The 21,869-nt window shown below is 61.7% G+C and carries 16 protein-coding genes and 1 pseudogene; 6 read left to right on the plus strand and 11 right to left on the minus strand.

Features of this window, described 5'->3' with window-relative positions; translation table 11 throughout:
* Positions 1–10: 10 nt before the first annotated feature.
* Both NLM33_RS48615 and NLM33_RS48620 read right to left on the minus strand, forming a co-directional pair.
* Positions 11–3,418, minus strand: coding sequence for an exodeoxyribonuclease V subunit beta (locus tag NLM33_RS48615; protein WP_254106617.1), 3,408 nt, complete (start codon positions 3,416–3,418; stop codon positions 11–13).
* Positions 3,418–6,078 carry a PD-(D/E)XK nuclease family protein gene (locus NLM33_RS48620; protein ID WP_254106746.1) on the minus strand — a complete coding sequence of 887 codons (2,661 nt, stop codon included), beginning with the start codon at positions 6,076–6,078 and terminating at the stop codon, positions 3,418–3,420. Before NLM33_RS48620 ends, NLM33_RS48615 begins: the two co-directional genes overlap by 1 nt.
* Positions 6,079–6,251: 173 nt before the next feature.
* On the opposite strand from NLM33_RS48620, the gene NLM33_RS48625 reads away from it, so the two are divergent.
* Both NLM33_RS48625 and NLM33_RS48630 read left to right on the plus strand, forming a co-directional pair.
* Positions 6,252–7,133 (plus strand): WYL domain-containing protein, encoded by an 882-nt coding sequence (locus NLM33_RS48625; protein WP_254106618.1) that lies wholly within the window; start codon positions 6,252–6,254, stop codon positions 7,131–7,133.
* A gap of 137 nt (positions 7,134–7,270) precedes the next feature.
* Positions 7,271–7,687 (plus strand): hypothetical protein, encoded by a 417-nt coding sequence (locus NLM33_RS48630; RefSeq protein WP_254106619.1) that lies wholly within the window; start codon positions 7,271–7,273, stop codon positions 7,685–7,687.
* Positions 7,688–7,866: 179 nt separating this feature from the next.
* Here NLM33_RS48630 and NLM33_RS48635 read toward each other — a convergent pair.
* Positions 7,867–8,969, minus strand: a pseudogene (locus NLM33_RS48635) (transposase).
* A 270-nt stretch (positions 8,970–9,239) separates the two neighbouring features.
* Between NLM33_RS48635 and NLM33_RS48640 the strand changes: the two are divergent.
* Positions 9,240–10,037, plus strand: coding sequence for a type IV toxin-antitoxin system AbiEi family antitoxin (locus tag NLM33_RS48640; protein ID WP_254106620.1), 798 nt, complete (start codon positions 9,240–9,242; stop codon positions 10,035–10,037).
* A gap of 9 nt (positions 10,038–10,046) precedes the next feature.
* On the opposite strand, the gene NLM33_RS48645 is transcribed toward NLM33_RS48640, so the two are convergent.
* From NLM33_RS48645 to NLM33_RS48655, 3 genes are all read right to left on the minus strand, one after another.
* Positions 10,047–10,889, minus strand: coding sequence for an IS5 family transposase (locus NLM33_RS48645; RefSeq protein WP_254099474.1), 843 nt, complete (start codon positions 10,887–10,889; stop codon positions 10,047–10,049).
* A gap of 61 nt (positions 10,890–10,950) precedes the next feature.
* Complete coding sequence (locus NLM33_RS48650) at positions 10,951–11,700, minus strand: AAA family ATPase (RefSeq protein ID WP_254106621.1); 750 nt, start codon at positions 11,698–11,700, stop codon at positions 10,951–10,953.
* Complete coding sequence (locus NLM33_RS48655; RefSeq protein WP_254106622.1) at positions 11,693–11,920, minus strand: hypothetical protein; 228 nt, start codon at positions 11,918–11,920, stop codon at positions 11,693–11,695. Before NLM33_RS48655 ends, NLM33_RS48650 begins: the two co-directional genes overlap by 8 nt.
* Before the next feature lie 577 nt (positions 11,921–12,497).
* On the opposite strand from NLM33_RS48655, the gene NLM33_RS48660 reads away from it, so the two are divergent.
* Complete coding sequence (locus tag NLM33_RS48660) at positions 12,498–16,067, plus strand: AAA domain-containing protein (protein WP_254106623.1); 3,570 nt, start codon at positions 12,498–12,500, stop codon at positions 16,065–16,067.
* Positions 16,064–17,803 (plus strand): phospholipase D-like domain-containing protein, encoded by a 1,740-nt coding sequence (locus NLM33_RS48665; protein ID WP_254106624.1) that lies wholly within the window; start codon positions 16,064–16,066, stop codon positions 17,801–17,803. The genes NLM33_RS48660 and NLM33_RS48665 overlap by 4 nt, the downstream gene beginning before the upstream one ends.
* 105 nt (positions 17,804–17,908) lie before the next feature.
* On the opposite strand, the gene NLM33_RS48670 is transcribed toward NLM33_RS48665, so the two are convergent.
* The 3 genes from NLM33_RS48670 to NLM33_RS50185 are packed head-to-tail and all read right to left on the minus strand — an operon-like array spanning position 17,909 to position 19,498.
* Positions 17,909–18,208, minus strand: a complete 300-nt coding sequence (locus NLM33_RS48670) for a hypothetical protein (RefSeq protein WP_254106625.1) — start codon at positions 18,206–18,208, stop codon at positions 17,909–17,911.
* Between the two features lie 16 nt (positions 18,209–18,224).
* Entirely contained in the window at positions 18,225–18,983 is a 759-nt protein-coding gene (locus NLM33_RS48675; RefSeq protein ID WP_254106626.1) for a relaxase/mobilization nuclease domain-containing protein, read from the minus strand.
* The gene (locus NLM33_RS50185; RefSeq protein ID WP_371930204.1) at positions 18,980–19,498 is read right to left on the minus strand and encodes a MobC family plasmid mobilization relaxosome protein; all 519 of its coding nucleotides are present in this window, start codon (positions 19,496–19,498) and stop codon (positions 18,980–18,982) included. The genes NLM33_RS48675 and NLM33_RS50185 overlap by 4 nt, the downstream gene beginning before the upstream one ends.
* A gap of 153 nt (positions 19,499–19,651) precedes the next feature.
* Here NLM33_RS50185 and NLM33_RS48685 point away from each other — a divergent pair, with 153 nt between their 5' ends.
* Positions 19,652–19,840: a hypothetical protein gene (locus NLM33_RS48685; protein WP_254106628.1), complete on the plus strand. Its 189-nt coding sequence runs from the start codon at positions 19,652–19,654 to the stop codon at positions 19,838–19,840.
* Between the two features lie 83 nt (positions 19,841–19,923).
* On the opposite strand, the gene NLM33_RS48690 is transcribed toward NLM33_RS48685, so the two are convergent.
* A complete protein-coding gene (locus NLM33_RS48690; RefSeq protein ID WP_254106629.1) occupies positions 19,924–20,904 on the minus strand; it encodes a ParB/RepB/Spo0J family partition protein in 981 nt (326 codons plus the stop codon).
* Positions 20,894–21,655: a ParA family protein gene (locus NLM33_RS48695; RefSeq protein ID WP_254106630.1), complete on the minus strand. Its 762-nt coding sequence runs from the start codon at positions 21,653–21,655 to the stop codon at positions 20,894–20,896. Before NLM33_RS48695 ends, NLM33_RS48690 begins: the two co-directional genes overlap by 11 nt.
* Positions 21,656–21,869 lie beyond the last annotated feature (214 nt).

Genomic DNA, 21,869 nt, shown 5'->3' on the forward strand with positions numbered 1-21,869 from the left:
GCGTTCGTTCTCAGGATATCGGGACGGCCAGGTTCGTTCGCGCGACGGGGATGATCACCCCTGACGTCGCCAGCACGATCAATCCGCGTTCGGCTCGGGTCGTATCCAGATAGGCGCGGACCTGCGCGCGATAGTGTTCGAGCGTCTCGGGGGCGGGCGCGATGTCGCTCTTCCAATCGACAACCACTTGAGGCGCGCCATCGGCGCCAAAGGCAATCGCATCAGCAATGCCGGCTGTCGCTTCTTCCTGTTCCTTGGTCAAGGTTGAGGCGTAGACCGGGAATTCCGGCAACAGGCCCGGTCTGAGGGCGACAATCTCGGGGAGAGCCAGAGCACGAAGGACGCAGGAAGCGAGTTCGGCGGGCATCAGCCCCTGCGCTGGATCGGGGGCCACAGGCCGGCCAATGGCGCGGGTCAGGGCTTCCGCGCGGGCGATAAGGGCGGCTTCCGCCTCTACCGTTTCGCCAGTGAGGACCTCTTCGATGAGCTTGTGCAGGATGACGCCGCGCTCGCGGCCCCCTTGGATCGTCGGGGTAACGCCGTCCTCGACAGGCGCGCCATCGACATTCGTCACCAGGATCTCCGGCAGCTCGGCGTGCAACGCCGGTCCGGTCACGCTTTCGTCGCGGCTCGGGGCGAGCCAGACAATGCGCTGGCGGTGCTCGGCGATGATCGCCGCTTCCGCAGCGAAGCTTTCGCGGGTCTGCGCGTTCTCCATGCCAGCCGTACCAAGCCCGATTTCGGGCGGCAGGTGACTAAGATCGAGCGGCGGCAGTTCCGCGAGCGACAGATCGAGAAGCGAAATCCAGGCCGATGCCTTGGCCGTGACGTCAAGTCTCGGCAGGACCAACAGCTCGCGCGCCCGTGTGGCGGCGACATACCAGAGACGGATGCGTTCGCGGTCGAGCTCCGCTTTCTCTGCGTCGCGTGCCGCCTCGTAACCCGTCGGCTTCACGCCGAACACCGGACAATAAAACCGGCCGCTACCACGGTCGGTGACGGCGCTCTCTGGCGCCATGATCTGCGTCATCGTGTTGACCGGCACGACGATCGGCCATTCCAGACCTTTGGCGGCGTGCATGGTGTAGAGTGCAACCGCCTCCTCCTGGGCATCGGGACGACCTTCAACGGCGCGAGCCTCGTCGGTCCAGGCGGCGGTCATCGCTTCTGCGAAAGCGCGCAGGCCGCGGACAGCATATGCGCGACTGAGGCTCAGATAGAGATCGACATTGGCGAGTGCGCGCTCGGCCTGGTCGCGATGCCGCTGAAGGAGGATCGGCCGCACGCGCAGCACGTCTATTGCTTGCGACAACAGATCGTGCGGCGTGGTGGCGTTGATCTTCAGGCGCAGCGCGTGCAGCTTCTCGATGATGTCGCGCGCATGCGGATGGGTGACGGTTTCCAGAGCCACGCCGAGGTCCAGCAGCGGCAGGGCATCCGGCGCATCCTCCGAGCGCGGGAGCGCCCATACAATGTCCAGCAGTTCTTCCTCGGTCAGGCCGACCAATGGACCGCGCAGCAGCGCGCCGAGCGCGAGCGTGTCGCGGCGATCGGCGAGGACCCGCGTGAGGGCGATGAGGTCTTGAATCTCCTGGCGACGGAATAGTCCTTTGCCGGCCTGGGTCGCGACCGGAATGCCGCGCCGCTCCAGCGCTTCCTCATAGCGCCATAGGTCGCTTCCCGTTGGCGCCAAGAGGGCGATGTCGCCGGGCCTGCAGGCGCGGCGCTCGCCAGTCTTGCGATCGAGTATAGCCTCGCTGCCGATAAGCCGTGCGCACATCTCGGCAACGGCTTCTGCCTCACCGTCGCGCTGGCGTTCGGCCGAGGCCTTGCCGTCAACATCGGCCACGGCGATGTCGAGGGCCGCGATGCATAGCCCCTCGTTCCGTTCGGGGTGAAACGCATCCAGCGCGGTGAACCCCGGCTGGCCGTTTTCGGTTGACAGCAGAAGCTCAAAGCGATCGTTCACATAGCGCAGGATCGGTTCGCAGGATCGAAAATTGGTCGAGATCGGCAACACGCTGTCCGGCGCTTGCGCAAGGAACGCTTCTCGCGCTTGGATGTAGGCCGCGACGTCGGCGCCGCGAAAGCGATAGATCGCTTGCTTCGGGTCGCCGACGAGGAACAGTGCGCCGGGGCGGATTTGGAACGTGGTCCAGTCGTCGTTGTCTGTGTCTTCCTGGGGTTCGCCACATAGGCGCCAGAAGATTTCGGTCTGCAAGGGATCCGTGTCTTGGAATTCGTCGACCAGGACGTGTGCGAAGCGAGCTGCCAGCGCGTGGCGCACGGCTTCGTGGTCGCGCAATAGCGCGCGTGCGGAGAAGATGAGATCGTCGAAATCGAGAAGCGCAGCCGAACGCTTGTATTCGCGGAAACGATCCATCACCGGCTGCACAAGGCGAACGAGCTCGGCGAGGGCGCGCGCGGCGGCCGCCTGCGACAGTGCGGTCCATGCTTCGCAACAGGCGCTGTAGTGGCCTTCTGCGGCAGCGTTCAAGCGATCGCCATCGGCTTTGGCGAGGCCCGCGCGCTTAGCCGCTTCGCCCCATTTGCCTTTCTTCTTGTAAGCTCGAAACCCTCCTGCGGCCGTACAGAGGTCGGGATGGGGACGTGCGAGCAACAGCCGCACGAGATCGGCAGGCTGCGCCGCCGGCGAGATGGCCACAACGATCTCGGCCGTTTCGCAAAAGCGCGCGGCGACGTCGGCGGTCTCCATCTCGTCGACCCCGGAGGCGCGCACTAAAGACGCGAACTCGCCTGCCGCCTGGCGGAGGGCATGGATGAGCGAGACCAGCGCTTCCGGTGCATCGACGATCAGAGTGCGGCGATCGCGGAGATGGCTAAGAATCTTGTGAATCAGTCCGACGGTCTCGCTCGGGTCCTGCAAGACCAGTTCGGCGAGCAACCCGCCAGCATCCCCGGCGAGTTCCTCCCGAAGCCAGGTTTCAATGATCTCAGTGAACGCGAGGTCCGCTTGGTTTCGGTCCATCACTGCCGCGCCAGGATCGATATCTGCCTCAACGGGATAAGGTTTGATGAGGCGCTGACAGAAGCCGTGGATGGTGGAGCAGGTGATTTCGTCGATGGCCGTGCTGGCGGCTAAGAGATGGCGCCGGTGGACTTCGGACAGTCCATGAGGCAAGGCGACACGAAGTTCGGCGGGAATGCGACCCGCCGCCAACTCGGCAACGAAATCGCGTACACGGATGAGAAGCTCGCTGGCCGCGAGCTCGGTGAACGTCACCGCGGCGACCGTCTTGGGCGCGATGCCTTCGGCCAGCATCAGAGCGATACGGCCGGCCATGACGGCAGTCTTGCCGGAACCTGCACCTGCCTCGACCAGAAATGAGCGATCGTGAACCGCGATCGCTGTCCGCCGTGCCACATCATCGGCGAGCGATTTCAACGGCGCAGTCATCACGGAGCCTCCCAGACCTGCGCAGCGGCCCCTAGACGCTCGGTGGCGGCGGCGATCTTGCGTTTGCAGTAGGCCGCGCCGGCATTGGCCGGCAGTGCGAAGGCGAGGTCGTCATACGTCCCGCCCGTGTCGGCCCCGAGCACAGCGCCACCGGCGAGGAGATTTGCGTGTGCGGCGCGCAGGTAGCCAGCGACGTCGACCAGGATGTTCTCGGGATCTTCGAGCCGCAGATCGACCTCATCGCGGGGATAGAGGAGCGATGCGCTAATGGTGAGATCTTCGCCGAGCATCGCCTTGACCGCGAAGGCGTAGAGGCAGCGCTGCAGCTCCTTGCCGCCGTCGAGGATGATGCTGTCCTTAGGCTTTCGGCCGGTCTTGTAGTCTCGCACCAGAGCGCGGCGGCCATCGCCGGATACATCAAGCCGATCAATGTAGCCGGCGATCCGGAAGCCAGTGCCGGGAATTTCAACGCTGGCCGCCAGGTCCCAGGGCGGCGCTACGTCGGTCTTGGGTTGGGCGCCGCCGAACGGGACCTCGCCGAAAGCACGGGTGCCAGGCAGGTGCTCGTCGCCAAATGCCAGTGCGCGCCGGCTCAGTTCGCGAGCTTCATCGAGGGTGCGCCGCCAGACCACGCGCGGCGGCACGGGGCGTTCCGTTTCCCAGAATTCGGCAACCTCGCCGGCAGCGCCATCAACGGCGCTGGCGATCTGTTGCGCCGTCGCGGCAGCCAGTCCGCCGCTCGCCTCGAGCGCGCGTAGCGCTCGATCCAGAGTCAGGTGAACAAGATCGCCCATAGCAAGCGCATCAAGGACGAGGGGGTCGTCACCGCTTTCGGGCGCTCGCCAGCGCAAGCCATAGTGCCAGACGAAGCCAAGTGGATTGCGCAGAAGCTGGCGAAGAGAGCTTGCGGATTGCGTGCGCGCCAGGATTGCCCGCACTACCGGATGGTCGGCACGAATGAGCCCGTCATGGGGGGTGATCTCCTCCCGTAACCAATTGCGCCAGCAGGTGGCCGCTGCAATGGCTTGCGGCAGGGCGCGGAATTCCTCCGGTCGGGCAGTCAGTCGGTCGGTCTCGCTAAGAGCATGACCCGGCACCCGGTTGCGCCGTAGATAGATCTCATGGGGATGACCCTGCAGCAAACTGCTGCGACCGAGGAGCCTACCGTCGCTGTCCCGCCGCGCGCGCGATAGGACAACCTGGCGCTCGCTGGTAGCGAGGATGGTCACGAAGTCCCGCCGGTCGGCTGCGCTGACCGGGAGAGGGTCGAGCTCGTCGGTGGAGATGATGTGATCTGAGAGGAGCCGATCTTCCGAAATGCCGCGCGGCCAACGCGAAGAATTGAGGCCGAGCAAGCGAACGAAACGGCGCGGCGATGCCGCCAAGGCGCTCGCTGGCATCCAGGCGACCGAGACGCAGGCGTCCAAGCCATCATCCTGTTTCAAAGTCTCCAATGTCAGATCGAGCGAGGCGGCCGGGCCGGCAAGGAGCGCCTTGCGCCAAATAGCCAAGGTCCTGCCATGTAGCAGCACTTCGCCAATCGCTTCGGCCGCGGCGATGCCCTGCGATAATAGAGAGATGATTTCGCGCAGCGCCGGACCATGATCGATTTCGTCGGGCCAATCGGCGGCCGTCAGACGGTCGAGCAAGTGGACCCACGCTTGGGGCGACGCCAGCGGAGCATCTGCTGGCAGGACGCGTGTCCAGCCCTCCGGTAGAGCCTGAAACGGGCCGGGATAGGCGGTCAGCAGAGACCCCAAGCGCCGCATACGGGTCTGAGAAAGGCCGCGCATGAGGATGTCCGCCAGGGCGGCAGCCACCTGACCTTCCCTGCAGGCCGTGATTTTGACGCCATGCACGAAGTGAAGGTCGAGATTGGCGTCGGCTCGCAAAGCCAGGAAATGATCGTCGTAGTCGGCCGGCGTGACGGAGGCGATGGCGATCTCGGCGGGTTTGGCTGTGCCGGACGCGATGAGCTGCCGCGCCCATCGAAGGGCCTCGATGGCTTCGTGATAGGCGGTCGAGGCGCTGACGGTCGCGATCTCTGGCGCGTGTGGTTCACTCCGCGCTACATCGATGGCACCGCTATCGAGCCAGGTGGGCGTCGACCGCGGGCCGGCGGTCCAGCGAACCGGCACCCGCGCAGCGATCGCATGCAGTAGAGGCCGCCAGCATGGCGACAGCTCCGTGATGCCGACTATCTCAATCGGCCCGAACAGGGGGCCAACATGATCTAACCGTTGCAACGCTGTAGCCACCAGATCGGTGGGACGCATCATGGCCGGTGGCAGGGCAGCAAGGACTGCGTCCTCGATGCTGGCGATCGAGGCAATGCGCGGGTGCTCGCCGGCCCGCGCCTGCAAATCGACGCCAGCGCGCCACGCCTTACGAAGGGTGTCGGTGGCGGCCCCGACCATGCCTGGCAGCGATTTCAGGCTGTCAAGCTCGCCCAGCACGATGCTCGGCAGAATCGCCTGAACGGTGGAACGCAGGGTCTCGTCATCGACGGGACGCGCCAGACCGCCCGCGAGGCGTGCGGCGACCTGTTCGAAGGTCATGATCTGGAGGCCGTGATGGCGCTCGCGTGCGGCGGCGAGTCGAAGCTCTCTCATCGCCAGCCGCCCGTGGGCGATAATGGTCCGCCTTCCTGATACTTCCATCGGTCCCCAGCCCCCGTGCGCGCAAATCGCCAACTTTCTTAGAAGGAAGCCGCGCATCCTCCCTGGCGCCGCTTTACGCGCTTGACCCAAACGCCCCTCACGAATAGAAAATATATGGGTCGTAATGATATGTCCAGATAGTTTCTATCTGCATCGTCTTGGAGGCGAGCTTGATGGCGCAGGCCGGCGCGGGACTGAAGTGGGGAGTGGAGCGACGGCTCGAATTCATCGAATTTCGGCTGTTCTGGGAAGGCGGCGTCAATCGCGCCGACATCATCGACATGTTCGATGTGTCGGTGCCGCAGGCCTCGAAGGACCTAACCCTTTATCAGGAGCGCGCGCCCCGTAACGCAATCTATGACAAGAGCGCCAAGCGCTATGTCGCCAGCGACAACTTCACGCCCTGTTTCCTCAAGCCCGATCCTGACGGGTATCTAAGCCAGCTTCGCTCGGTCGCCGACGGCATCGTTGACCGCGCCCATGCATGGATTGGTCACTTCCCATCGTTTGGAGTGACACCCAGTCCAGCGCGGGGGATTAGGGCAGAGGTGCTTCGGTCGGTGCTGTCTGCCATCCGCCAGTGCGAAGCCGTGGAGATACGCTATCAATCTCTGTCCAGCTCCGAGCCGAGATTGCGCTGGATCACGCCGCACGCGCTCGGCTTTGACGGATTTCGTTGGCACGCACGGGCGTTCTGCGGTGCTGATCGGACATTCAAAGACTGTTTACTTTCTCGCATATTGGAGACTAGAGCGACGAAGCCCAGCGAAATCGAGGCAAGCGCCGACATTGATTGGCAGGATGAGGTCACGCTTGAAATTGGTCCGCATCCGGGCCTTTCCGACGCTCAGAAGAAGGTCATCGCGCTGGATTACGGCATGCGCAACGGAAAGGTGCGGGTGAAGGTACGCAAGGCCCTTCTTTACTACACACTCAAGCGACTGGGATTGGATATCGATCCGAACTCACGCGCTCCACAAGATCAGCAAATCGTCCTTCTGGGACCGCTGGCTGCTCACAGCGGGGGCCATGCTAACGGGCTGACGGGGCAGTGAATGCTTGGGTTTAATCTCAGACAGGAATTTAGGGCAACGAAAACCAGCGGATGAATGTCGTGAGTCGACAGAGGTTCACGGATGGTTCTAAGCTGTCGAGGAAGTAAGTTCGCGGAGCCGGGTACGGGTGTGGGGCGGTGAACTTCCAGGTGACGGTTCTCAAGGTGCTGGTCAGCTATCCAGACGGGTTCGCCGCCATGGCGGACCTCAAGCGCGATATGGCGTTTCTGGCGACCAGCGGACGGGACTGGGCCGAACGCACGAAGCGATTGGCAGCTCGCGTGCCCGACCTGGATATCTTCTCCCAAGGTCTCATCGAGCGGATGAACGGCGGCTGGCGTGTCACTGATAAGGGACGCGCGGTTCTCGAGATCATGGAGGCGCGGCCCGCACCCGCCCAAGCAACGGAGCCGCCTGATGTCCGCGCGATCGAAGAGCCGATCCCAGCCACGACTCTGTCACCAATGCCTTCGATAGCGCCAGTTCGACGCATGCGGGAACGCAGGCGACGCCAACGCGACGCTGTCCGGCGAAGACAAGCGAGTGCGTCGTAACAATGCTCGATTAGGGGCTAGCCCGTCTTATTCATGATTGCCGGGCGGGCAGCTGGAACATTTCCGGTCGGGGTTGAAGGCGCGCGCGAACGCTACGGCTTTTTCGCCGCTTTTCGACCGGACTTCGTGAACGCGTTAGAGGACGGCGACGGGGATGACCGGGGCTCATGCCCCGCGCGTCAGGGTGCTTGCGGGACCAGAGCGTTTGCCAAGCCGCGGAACAGGTCGGCGTCGGGGCAAGCTGCAGCGAAGGCCAGACGGACGCGGGTGGCGGTCTCGATGACACGGGCTGCGATCTTGAGAAGTCTGAGCCTGATGGTGTTGAATTCGGCGGTTGCCAGATCACGCGGCTTCGGGATGGCGTCGCGCACGGCGAGGATGAGCCAATAGGCGGCGGTGTGGAAGACGAGGCGGACTTGGTTGGCGAGCGCCGAGCGGCAGCTGGTGCGATCAGAGGCGAGCTGGGTCTTGTGCAGCTTGATCAGGTTCTCGGCCTGTCCGCGTGCGCAGTAGAGGCTATCATAGATCCACTCGGCCGAGCCGATATTCAGGCTGGTGACGACGTAGCGGTTGTCGAGCCCTTGTTGGGTTGCCTCGATGCGGGCGATGACGCGGCGCTCACGATGCCAGGAACCTGCCGCGTGGCGGGTCTCGGTGTAGCCGCGAACCACGATCTTGTTCGCGACCGCACGTTTGGTTCGAACAGCATCCTGTGCGCAGTGTCGTAGACGTGGATCGGCAGGAAGCAGTGTTCGTCATAATGGGCGTTGAACAGCGAGAGTTGCTGACGGCCATGCACCACGTCGACCGTGTCGTCGATGTCGAGCGTGATTGCGCTCGGCGCTCGCGCGTAGCTGTCCATCCATAGGTCAACCAGCGCATAGCTCAGCCGGATCACCTCACGCAGGTGCGGTGCATTCTCCAGGCGCGATAGCGTCGGCTGCGAACACAGATCACGGCCAGTGTCCGGCAGCCGGCCGCAGGCCAGCTTGAACGCCGGATCCCCGCGTAACCGATCGAGATCATTGCCATCCTCGTAGCCGCACGCGATGGCGAAGATGCGGGCGCGGATCATATCCGCAAGGCCGTGCACGATGCGTCCCGGATCGCGCCGCTCGGGGAATACACAGGACAACTTCGCGGCCAGGCCGAGGCGCTGGTCCGCCATGGCCAGAAGCATGACGCCGCCATCCGACGTCAGCCTGCCGCCATCAAATGCGGCTGTGATCTTCTTGCGGGAAACGGCTGGAAATGAGAACGGTAGACTCGTATTGTCGGTCATGGCGAGTGTGGCGGCGGCCCGGATGCGCGGAGGGTGGGTGTTAGCAACCGAATCCTACGCCACCTCAGCGGCTTATGCCACGCTCGCCAGCCTCTCAACAATCCCCTGATGAATAAGACGGGCTAGCCAGCGAGTCTCGGCTTTCGGAAAGGCGGTCCCGAGGGCCCTCGGAACGGAGGTTTCCTGTGGGTTTATGTTGATCTAATTTTGCTTAGCTGGACTGTGCAAAATGGTTAGATCTCGGTTTGAAGAAATGCTAATTTACTTAGTATGGCTGAGCAAAGCTACAGAAAGCTAAACAAGCTCGAAAGAACCCTCCCGCAGGGGCTTCTGGTCGATGCTGCCTGGATGGAACGGCATGGATATTCCACCAGCCTGCGCAGCCAATACGTATCGGCCGACTGGCTCGTTCAGCCGGCGCGGGGAACCTTCAAGCGCCCGCTCGGCGAACTCTCCTGGCAGAGCGTCGTCGTTTCACTCCAGCGACTGCTCGGCTCCGACCTCGTCGTCGGCGGACGCTCCGCCATCGAAGCGCAGGGCCTCGGCCACTACTTGAGCCAGACGGGTCCTTCGACCGTACATCTATATGGAACGCGGTCTGCTCCCGGCTGGCTCGGCAAACTCCCGCTCAAACAGAAATTCCGCGTTCACCGCACGCAAACTCTATTCACAACACACGGGAGCCTGACCGGATCAAAGTCGGGAACGACGCGGGAAATACCGGGACCATTCGAATGGCCTCTCACGGTATCGACGCCCGAACGTGCGTTCCTCGAACTGCTCGACGAATTGCCCCGCCACGAAAGCTTCCATCAGGTCGATGCACTGGCGGAAGGCTTGAGGAGCCTAAGTCCCCGGCGGCTGCAAACGCTTCTGGACGACTGCAAAAGCGTCAAGGTCAAACGACTGTTCTTCTGGTTCGCGGAGCGACATCAGCACGCCTGGCTCAAACAGATCGACAAGTCGAAAGTCGATCTCGGCACGGGAAAGCGCATGCTCGTCAAGGGCGGCAAACTCGACACCAAATATCTCATAACCATCCCGAACGACCTCAATGCCCCTGTCTGAGAGTCTGACTCAAAATTGCATTGCTGTTTTTATGGCTGCGATGCGCCTTGTCATGAGTTGGACGGAGGCGAGGAAGAGCCAGGCAGTTGCGCTTTCGATGGTTCGCTCGAAGTCCTTGGCCAATCTGCGGTTGCGGCCGAGCCAGGCGAAGGTTCGTTCGACCACCCAGCGGCGCGGAAGCACCTCGAAGCCCTGTGCGGCATCGGAGCGCTTGATGATCTCGACAGTCCACCGGCCGATCTTTCCCAGCACCGCCTTGAGCTTTCCGCCGGCATAGCCGCCATCGGCGAAGATATGGCGCAGCCAGGGGAAGCGGTAGCGAATGCTGCACAGGACATCTGGCGCGCCATCGCGATCCTGGACGTCGGCAGCGTGAACGATCGCGCCGACCAGGAGCCCTTGGGTGTCGGTGACGATGTGGCGCTTTCGACCCTTGATCTTCTTCCCCGCGTCGTAGCCGCGAGGGCCGCCACCTTCGGTGGTCTTGACCGATTGGCTGTCGATCACACCAGCCGTCGGCGAGGCCTCCCGGCCGATCGCCTCGCGCGCCAGCATCAGGAGTGCGTGGTTGATCGATTGCCACAATCCGCTGTCCCGCCATTGGTAGAAATAGTACTGCACCGTGGTCATTGGTGGAAACAGAGTGGGCGGCAGCATGCGCCACGGCAACCCGCCGCGCAGCAGATAGAGCACTGCCTCGACGATGTCCCGATAGCTCCATTTCGGGCGCCGCCCGCGCTTGGCCCGCACAGGAAGCAACCTCTCCAGCACGACCCATTCCGCATCCGTCAAGTCGCTTGGCAAACGCAGCTCCTCTCGGGCAAACTGTGCCCGAGTGATATCAGTCCACATTCTCGATCCCTTTGATGCTTCGCAACACCAATGGAATCAGAACTCGCTGATATCACTCAACTTATTTTTCGGTCGGACACTTAGCGCGCGCTTCCAGCTCGAGATAGGCCGGATCGCCAGCCGTCAGCGCCGCCAGCACTAGCGCCGCGTCAAGTGGAGCCACGACCGACATGTTGGCGTAAGCAAGTATCGCCGCCGAATCCCAGGCTTTCACCACCTGGGCCGTCTCCCTAGCAAGCTGGGTGTCTACACGCTGCAGTGCCGTCCCGTCCTCCGAGGCCGCCTTCACCTGCGTGCGCAGCGCGCGAATATTCTTCTGCACCTCGACCAGCGGGCCGAGCTGCAGCCAATTGGCGACATCCGTGTAGCGCTGTTCGGGCGTATGGATTTCGACGAAGGTGCGCAGCGTGTGCCCGCGGATGATTGGTGGCACCGCGAAGCAGGCGTTCACAGTCGTGGCCACTGCCGGCATCGGCCGCTTCGCCCCTATCGCCGATCGGCTGCCGTTGGTGGCATCCTTGCCCGAGACGACGCCAATCGTGACTGCCGGAGCGATCTTCGCCTCCTCCGCCAGATTGTGCGCCAATGCGACGGGGCCGGCCTGGTTGTTGATAGTGCGCTGCCCGAGCCTTTCGAGTGTGCCATCCTTGGAGAACATGAATTCCAGCGCATCGATAACACTGGACTTGCCGCTTCCGTTCGGCGCGAAGATCGCCAGACAGCGCTTCTTGCTGAAATCGAACGTCTTCGGTTGGAGATACGCGCGGAACCCGGAAAGTCCCAAGGATTGAAGGAAGTAAGGGTCAGCCATTGGCCGCCTCCGGCTTCGGAGGATTGGCACGTTCGCCTGCGAGTTTCAGGACTGCGTCCTTGGCCTGAGCGACGGCGTTCTGCGCGGGCGTCGCTTTCAGGATGTGCGTCTTCAGGATATCCGCCAGGTCGGCATCGACACCTTCTCTCTGCTTCAGGCCTTCTCCCAATGCCGTAAGAAATGCCTCCGGCGACTCTGCCGGCTCTGCTTCACCTTCCACGCGCTTATCCCCCAGTTGTTTGCTCCTGACAATACAACGAGATTACCGATAGGAGAATGGCACTTCCTTTGAAAGTACTGCCTTAAGGGGAAAGCCCTGTATGGGAATTTCCGAGTCAAACTCCAAAACGCCAACGGGATGGTCGCCGAGTACACCATCGTTGGTGATGTTGGACCGTCCAGCGAGGATCTCGGTCTCCCGCGGCCGATCACAGCTCGGCGGTCTTCAGCCGCCTCAATGTCGCGACCATCCAGAGGTTAGGAACCGAGTTGCCCGTTCTATCGGAAAGTAGGACGACTCGCCTCGGCACAAACTTTCCCCTTGAGCATCGGCTCGCGTCAAAGGGGGCATTGCCGCGATTACAAAAAATGGATTCGGAAAAAACTGCTGAGTCCGATAAGTATGCCTATTCTTTCTCCAGTTGCAATACATCATCGAGACAATCCTGAACTTATTCGCCGGTCCGCAACGACGGAATGGTTATAATACTTGAGATGTGAGCCGCGCATCGGCGATATTCGCGGCCCTCGGGCCTATCCTTCTATTATGAATCCTCGTCGAACATCGGATCGACAAAATGGCTTCACCCAAGCGCAAGGCGTCGAAATCGTTTCTGTCCGACTATCGCATCGACAGCGATTCATTGCTCAATCCCAAGCCGGAGGTCGGCCGGCCAGGATTGCAGCCGGCGCTCGATCCGGACGGACGCAGCGTTCTTGTTAAATTCTGGGACAGGGCCGACCAGGGTCGCGACAACGACCTTGAGCAGATCTGGCGCAGTGAAATCCGTCAGCTGCAGCGACTAGCGGCGGTACCGCGCGCGGAAGAGCTCTTCGTTCCGATGGTGGCCAGCGGCGAAGACGACGAGGGTTTCTATCTCGTGCTGGACCCCGGTCAAGCGAGTCCGCTCGAAACCTTCAGAAGGGCGGCGACGCAGCCGCCAATCATGACCCAGTACCGCTTACCTCGTAACCGGCGGAGACTATGGGCGAACGCCAAACGCGCAGCCGAGGCCCTGGAGCTCCTCCACTCGCAAGGGGTAATCCACAGGAACGTCGATCCCTGGGCAATCTTGACGACCTTCGGGGATCAGCCCGATTTTCGTCTGACCGGCTTCGAGTGGTCGATGCGGTTGGCAGCCGCTGACTTGCCGCTTTCGGCGCGCGAACCAAGCGAAGGCAAGGATAGCGTGGCTTCGTTCGGACGGGATTGGACGAACCTCGGGATCGTCGTTGCCGAACTGGTAGGAGCCCCATTGGATCGGGTCTCGAACCTCAGATTGGTACCTTCCGACATCGCCGAGCATCTATCGGCCGCCGAGGGCAAGCTCCTCAGAAGCATGATGAGAATCGAGACAGCCGAGCGATTGGACGGTGAGGAAATCTGCCGACGCATGGAGGACGTGGTTCTGGCTATTACTGCGGAAGCGGCAGGAAGAGAAGCCAAGTCAGCCGTCGCCTTGAGGCTAGGGAGAGGATCCAAGCTGGCGGAAACCATTCGCGGTGTTTCGGACAACGAGATCGAGATGGCGGACGCACAGTCGCAGATGGACTTCATCGAAGCCGATCTCTCCGCGGAACCATACTTCGTTCGCGTTCGCCAGAGGTCCGAGGAAGAGCCTTCATTTGCTTTGCTCGGGCAATCGGTCACCTATTGGCTTGAACCTTTTCGCGTGTCGGAATCCTCCGAAGCAGCCGATTGGGAATTCGCGACCTGTGAACGCGCACAGCGCGGCAGGCTACCCTCGGATTGGATTGAGGGAAGCGTCGCGCTGGAATGGAACACATTAGACCTAGTTGACTCCAGGACTGCCCGCGACAGCTTTCCTCGTCGTAGGGGCAAAGTCGCGCGGTGGAGCGATTGCATCGCTCAGACCGAGCCGAAACAATTTAAGAAGACCGATTTGGATCGGATGCACGAGGCTTTCTCGCTCCTACTCGCACTCGAAATGGCCTACGCAGCCGCGGACGTGTTCCCGGTCGAAGTGCCGAGCAGGGCCGAGCGTTCGTCGAGCGGCGAGTCCTACGTGCTCACGCTTTCTTCCAGGTACGACCGTGCGCGCGCGGAGCTATCGACGGCTTTGGCGCTCGAGGCTCCTGCGGTCCGCCTGACCAAGATGCTTGAATCCGACGATCTGGTGCAGCAGGAGGGAAGCTGGATTCTGACCGAGACCGGAGAGTTGGGCGACCACACCGATGAGACGGAGTGGCGTTTCCTGGACCGCAGCGAAGCGGATGCGAGAGAGCGTCTACGGTTCGATGGCGCCGCGCCGGCCGAACCAACCTCCGTGGCCTACCTCTCTCCGCCGGGGATGGCGGGACAGCTCGCGCAGTTCAGGCGTCGAAGAAAGGCACTGAAGGTCCTGCGCGAACACACCGAGTTGCTCCGCATGCTGGCGGATCCCAGGTCTCGCATCGATGACAGCCACGATCCGCTGAACGAGAAGGAAACTCGCTTCAAGGAACTCGACGAATCCAAGAAGGGCGCGCTCCGCGAGATACTGTCGACGGTGCCGTTGTTTTTTCTGCAGGGTCCACCTGGCGTAGGTAAGACGTTCCTCGTCGGCGACATCGTGAAACGGCGATTCGAAGACGACCCAACTGCCCGCATGCTCCTCTCGGCTCAGAGCAACGCTGCAATCGACCATCTCATGAAGGAGATTCAGTCGAGCTTCGGAGAGGATTCGAGCACGACGCCGGTGATGGTGCGTGCGCGACCGGCCGACGACGATCCATCCGACACGGATCTGGAAATCGATCGCCAAGCCGACCGACACTTGCAGGCCCTCGCCAAGAGCCCATTGGTTGCCGAGGCGAGCAGCGGCTTGCAGCAAAAGGTGATTGCGCTCGCGCAAGCTCGGCAGGAGCTTCAGGGCGGTGGACGACGCTCGGCCCGCCGAAACCGAATGTCCGCCGAAGGACGAGCGTTCGAGGGAATGATACTACGATCGGCCAATCTGGTCTTTGCGACCACGAATTCCGCAGCGGTCGACCGCTTGATCGAGGAGCGTAGCCTCTTCGATTGGACCATCATCGAAGAGGCGGGAAAAGCCACCGGCGGCGAGCTACTCTCGCCGCTGTTACTTTCTCACCGCCGGCTCATGATCGGCGATCACAAGCAGCTCCCGCCCTACAACGTGGAGCGCATGACCCGTCTTCTTTCGGTCCCCGACAAGGTCAAGGCCGCGGTTGGATCGGCGCAAGAGCTGATCTCGCGCCATCTCAAGGATCCGGGGTTAGAGGATCTGTTCGATGAGATCGAATCCGAGAGCGACGATTTCGGCCGCCTCTGTTCGCAGACACTCTCGATACTCACCATGTTCGAATCGATGGTCGAGGCAGAATTTGCACGCAAGGCGAAGGCACGCCGTGAATTCCGCCCGATCGCCAGGCGTCTCGAAGAGCAGTACCGGATGCACCCGGCGATCGCCAAGATCGTGTCGAATTGCTTCTACGATGGCAAGCTTTCGACCAACGATAAGAAGGCGGATGAGTATCGCACGAAGAAACCGCCGCTAATGTTTGGGCCGGGCGCAACGGTGCCGGATGCGCCCATTGTCTTCGTTGACATGCCGTTCGTGAGGGCCGCCCGCGGCTATAGGGGAGGAGAGCGAGCACCACCGTGGTCCAATCCAGACGAAGTCAAGGCCGCACTGCATGTTCTTTCGCAGTTGCGTGCTCGGGAGGGAGAGAAGCCCTCGCTTGCCGTGCTTTCCCCCTACCGCGAACAGGTCCGGTCTTTGCGGAGTGCGATCAATGGAGAGGCGAAGACCTTGGGTCACCTGTCGTCGTTCAAGCCCGCCGTCGGAGACGGAGAATTTTTCGGCACCGTCGATTCCTTCCAAGGCGATCAAGCCGATCTGGTTCTGATCTCGCTGGTTCGGAATAACGGTCATGGCGCACCGGCGAAGGCACTTGGATTTCTTCGAGATAATCGGCGAATGAACGTCCTCCTGAGCCGAGCAAAATGGAGGCTCGTCATGGTCGGGAGCTTGGCATTCTATCGCAACGTGGTCGAGGTCGCTCAGGGCCTTCCGGAATCCGACATCGGATTCATGAAAAGGTTTCTGGCGGCATTTGACGAGGCAGATGCCGCTGGGGAGGCGAAGATCATTCCTTGGTCCGAGTTGACCGGAGCGGGATCATGACGGTCGTGCAAGTCGCCATTCCGGTGCTTCGTGGGCGGCGGCGGTTTCACGTCGAAAAAGGTAAGCGATGGAGCCTGATCGAGCATCTCATGCTCGAGGCGGTCACACGAGCCCCGGCGACCGCTGCCGACTTGGCGCAACGCTCGAACCTTCCCAGGCGGGTGGTTGTCGAAGCGTTCATCCGTCTCATGCGGGTGGGCTGGGTCGAGCTTTCCGCTGGCCGCGATGGGCTCTCGTTCGTCGCGACCGACGGCGGAAAGGCGCAGATTGACAGTGGGTCGCTGCAAGCTCCGACAGTGATAACGCCCCGTTGGATGGGGTTCCTGGTCGACCGGGTCGCCGGAAACGTGTTCAGGCGATCCGAAATCGCCGCGCGGCACCGGAACGAACTCGCAAAACTCGGCGACAAGCTTGTGTACCTTCAGAAGTCCCCGGATCACGACAAGGAGGACATGGCCGAATTGTTCGCGGCCCTGGAGGGCGAGGAAGAAGTCATCGTGCGGGTCGAACCCAGCCCCGATCGCTTTCTGGAGCGGTTTGCCGTCGTCAGCGTCGTCAACGACACGATCGAAGGCCTGCCTGGCCGAGCAAATACCGCCTTGCGCGAAGCCATCAGGGCGGCAGCAGCGCAAGCTGCGAAGACCAGCGTAGCGAAGGCTGGTATATCCAACTCTTCGGACGCTTCGCCCGAACCGGTAGTGACAGCGACAACGACCGCCCTTTTCGAGCAGAACGACCTTCTCATCGATGCTGCCGATCACGCTTCCGCCTTGGACAAGGCACTCGGGCAGGCCCGAGAGCAGGTCATCATCCATTCCACCTTCATTTCCGAAAAGGCCGTGCCGGAGATTTTACCGAAACTCATCAATGCGGCCGCGAAGGGCACCCTCCTACGCGTCATGTGGGGTCAGGATGACGACGGCACCAGCGTTTCAAGTTCGCGCCGCGCCATTTCCGTGCTTCAACAGGCCATCGAAGCGGAAGGCTGGAGCGATCAGATCAAAATCCATTCCTTCACAACGAGGTCGCATGCCAAGCTGTTGATCGCGGATGACGGCAAAGGACAATGGTCGGCAATCGTCGGATCGTGCAATTGGTTGTCGTCCGACTTCGACAGCTTCGAGACCTCGATTCGGGTTCGCGAGCCGGCCTTGGTCGGCCAACTAGTCCGCCATCTCTCGGCTATGTCGCTCGGAGCACCCGGCGTCTGGCATGACTTCGCCACCGACCTGACCATCCTCGGCCGACGCATAGAATTGGTTCGGCGCCCACCTGGTCGCACGGCACGCATGAGGATTCTGCTCGCGCCCGACCATAGCGCCCTCGTCCTGGAAGCACGCGATGCGGCGGTACGCCGAATCTTCGTCACAAGCCATCGTATCGGCATCGCGGGAAGGCCGATGGTCATCATCCCGGTCCTGGCTGCCGTAAAAGACAGCCAGATCGAGGTCGGTCTCTACTACGGCCGACCTACTGGAGCGCTGTCCGGTATCGACGCGGCCGGCCTGACGCGCGAACTCGCGAAACAAGGGATCGGCTTTCGTCCTATTCGCCAACCGCGGCTTCATGCGAAGGTTCTTGCTTGGGACGACGATAACCTGGCCGTAACGAGCCAGAACTGGCTGTCCGCGGATCCCTCCGACGTCGCACGTCGTAGTGAAATCGGAGTATTCGTCGAATCGAACCGCGTCGCCGACTATCTTATTCGGCGGTTCGAACACGCCCGATCGGGTTGACCGCAGCGGCTCCTGGAGGCGGCCCGTCCGTGTCCCGGACGTCGACGGGAATGTCTTTTCTGAGTTGGTCGCCGTTGAGACCACTTCGAATGCCTGCAAGTCGGCCTATCTGGTCCGCTCATTGTCTTGTGTTTTCTCGCGCCCTTCTGCATCGACGCCCTGCTCCGCTCCGCGCCGCCGGGTATTGGCAAGCTCAGAAAGCTCGTTCTTCAGCGCATGCCGGCGGGTCTCAACAGCAGGCATGTCTTCGACGAATCGCAGAATCTGCCACGCTAGCTCGTGATCGGCAGTTGCTCGAGAGCGCTGCAGCTCGGCGGCATAGTCGAGATATCCCCGCCTGATCGCGTCCTGACGCGACTTAATCTGTTCGTCCCAAGGGTTTTTGGCGGTCCTGCCACCCTTCACCTCCGAAAGCACCTCCTTATGGGCGAGCCGATCGACATCGGGCGATCTTTCGCTTGCGTAAGGCGAGCACCGGTCCGCGATCGGCCTTTCGAACCCGTCCTCGGGTCCGCCGCGGCGTTGCCTCCGCTGCGATACCGCGAAGTCGGAGTTCACCAGCAACCCGTTCCCTCCAGACCTGAAGATCCGCCTTGCGGGGGTTAAGGCGCCTGCCGTCATGGCCGAGGGACCGAACCGTCAAGTGCACGTGGGGATGCTTATCATCGAGGTGCTGGACAAAGACGTAGTCGTGATTGTGCCCGAACGTCTCGATGGCAAACGCCCGGGCTGAATCCTTGACAGCGGCGGCATCGGTGCCAGCAGGCATCGACAGAATGATGTTGATCGAAAGCGATGCATCACGGCGGCGCTTTTCGTCGAGACCGGCATCATCCTCCCAGCGCTGCTGCAGGTCTTTCAATCCGGCACGACCCGTCAGCGCCGCGCCCTGCTCCGTTTCCGCATCGAGCTCGCCGTTTCGCGTGATGTATGCAAGGTGTGACTTGAGATGCGCCACGTCCTTGGTGCGACCGGTGATCTTGACCATCACCTCTGGTGCTCGGCGTACGATACGTTCGAGCTTTGCACGCATCGCCGGCGTAAGGCGGCCCGGAGCGGCCGGGTCGGGGATATCCCACTCGGCCCGCCGCGGGCGTCGATTAGCCGTTTCCCAGACATACGAGATCGGCGGAAGTTCTGAGGCCAGGTCGGTAGGCCGCGGCGAATTGCGCCGACTCATCGCCGCCCGTCCCAGTAATCGGCGTTGCCGTGCAGCGCACTACGCAATTGCGCGAGCTCTCTTTCGATGACCCGCTTGGCCTCTTGAATGGCGGACAGATCGGGCTCAACCGCCCTGCCCAGCAGCACACTGGCGTTCGCGGCACGCGCAATCTGGTTGATGTTACCACCGATCCGGTTGAGCTCGCAAACGATCGCGCGAAGCGCCTCGTGCTCGCTCGGAGAATACTGCACCGGTGACGCCAGTCGCGAGCGCACCAAGGCGACGATCCAGCCGGTTCGGGTCATGCCACGCTGATGTGAGACCTCTGCAAGCTGGCGCATCTCGCTCTCACGAAATCGCACCGTCACCTTCTCCGGTCGTCCGACAGGCAGCGTCAAGATGCGTGGCGCTGGTGCAGCCGGTGCCTCAGCAATGAGGCGCCGCAGCAGTGCGGATTTGCCGCCCTGGGTAGCTGCAAAAGCTGAGAACTCCGCCGCGAGTTCGTCGGAGACACGAAGAGAGATCAGAGCCATGCACGCCAATCCCAATCGCGATGTAATACATCGCTGGCGCGAAGCCTATCCTGCACTAGAAAGTACGAAGCTCTCCACCCCCTCCATGTTGGTTCAAACCAACATGCTCGGCATTCAAAGCTCGGCAGTTGCTGCAGGTGAGATCCAACCCAGGTGGCGATCGATGCGCAGAATTCCTCCGGGAGTGGCGCAGCCATCACCCCTAACCTTTGCATTGCTCGAACGCTGCGCGTGCGGATCGGCAAAATTGGCACCGAGCATGTGGACCGCGGCTTTCCAGCAGCCTCCGGCCTCTCTACAGCGCTGTGGGGGGGCGCGTTCGGCCTCCGGCTGCTGCGCTGACGCGCCATCCTTCGGATGGGAAATCCGCTCCGCCTGCATGCCAAGCGCAGCAGTCTTTCTGAGGGGACAGTCCAAGGCCGGCCTCATGCGGAAATGATCTCTTCGATCGTGATGGTCGATGCCGGCACCTCTTCCGCTTCTACTGCGCCATCGACCAATAACACGGCATGGCGTGAGCCTTGAGACGCGAGCTGATCGACGAGAAGACAGCCGGCGCGATCTTGGTGGCGTACTCTGATCGTCACTGATGAACTTATTCGCTCATTTCGATGGACCGAAGACTTGGAGTTCTTCTCCGCGGCCGCCGTTGCACGGTCTCTCTCTATGGGTCGCGATGCCACTTGCACCGCGATCGGGCTTCGTACTGGTTGAGCTCCAGGAGGACCTTCGCCATCAGCATGGGAGCCGCCAACTTCGCTGCGAATTTTGCGAGCCAGCTGGCGGGCGTTGGCGTCGGTGAAGCTCTCCTGTGCTGCACATATGGTCTCGACGGCGTTGGGCTGCTCGCGCCAAGCCTGGTAGAGTTCATACACAGCACGGATTGACGAGCCGGCAAGCTTCGACCGGAGAAATTCCGGCATACTTTGGACCGACGCGTAGCGAGACACCCAGTCCCTGGGCTTACCGAGCTTGCGCGAGATGTCAGCCTGATTATCGCCCTGCTCCAAGCGGTCCGCGACGAATGCCGCAATTTCGGGGGCATTGAGGTCGTCCCGCTGGATGTTCTCAATCATCTGAACATAGCGATCCGCAGAACCAGCGGCATGAACGAAAGCCGGGATGTCGCTGAGCCCGGCGCGCTTGGCAGCACGATACCGCCGCGCGCCCATGACGATTACGTAGCGGCCTTCCTCGGTCGCCTGCCGCAGCACAATCGGTTGCAACACGCCGTGCTGACGGACCGATTCCGCAAGCTCATCGAGCTTCTGTTCATCGAAGCTGCGACGGGGCTGGCCTGGATCTTCGTCAATGCGATCGATGGAGATGGAAGTCGGTCGCCCGGTTGCGACGACACCATCTTCCGCGGCGTCGATGAGCTGCTTAAAGCTGAGATCAAGCGCCATGTGCCGTCTCGTTCATCTGCGCGACGATCTTGGCGAGAACATCACGGATTTCGCGACCAGCCTCCTGCGCAGAGCGGCGCTTGAGCTTCCGGACCGGCAGGCGTTCCGCAACGGCCTCAGCGTAGCCATCCCTTGCAACGATCTGCCCAGGGAACACATATTTGCCGGCTTCGCGCAGCAGTTGCTCAAGGTGCGTTCTTTGACGAGGCGATTTCGTATTGAAGTTCGAAGGCAGCAACCCGAGGAACTTCGTATCCTGGCGACCATAACGCCTTTGGACGCCGATCACGGTTTGCATCAGACCTTTGACGCCCTTGATCGAATAGTCCTCCAGATAAATGGGGGCCAGCACATGCGACGCCGCGACCAAACAACCAACACTGCGCAGTCCAAGTGATGGCGGCGTATCGATGACGCAGGCATCGAACTGGTCCGACGCAATAGCGAGGTTCTCTTGCAGTGTCGTTATGGCGGCTGCAGTGCTGCGATCGAGATCAGTTAGCGAGCTATCGACCGGTGCGAGCGTTAGGCCTTCGTCTTCGCGAGGCACGATTCGTATCCCCGGCTTGAACAAATCCGCGGCTAACGTTGAACCGGCGTAGTGCATCAACGTATCCGATGCATTGCTCTGCGCATCAACGTCGATCACGAGAACGCGGAAATTCGCTTCCGCCATGAACCAAGCCAAATGCACAGCAAGCGTCGTCTTCCCGACCCCGCCCTTTTGATTGTTGATGACAATGGTCTTCATCTCAAAATCCCGAATGGGGCTGGCGGCGCTGGGGTCATGTCCTCGTCCATCGTTTCGTGGAGGTGTTGGTTTGAACCAACAGCGATTGCGAATCCGATCAACGGAACGATCCCGAAATTCACCCGGCGAATCCCCTGCCAGAAGAGTCAGGTCAGTACATCGCCAACGTAAGGAACAAATTCCGGCAAGCGCGGCTGGGATCGTGCTCGTTGCT

It is taken from the genome of Bradyrhizobium sp. CCGUVB1N3 (genome assembly GCF_024199925.1).
In the GTDB taxonomy this organism is placed as follows: domain Bacteria; phylum Pseudomonadota; class Alphaproteobacteria; order Rhizobiales; family Xanthobacteraceae; genus Bradyrhizobium.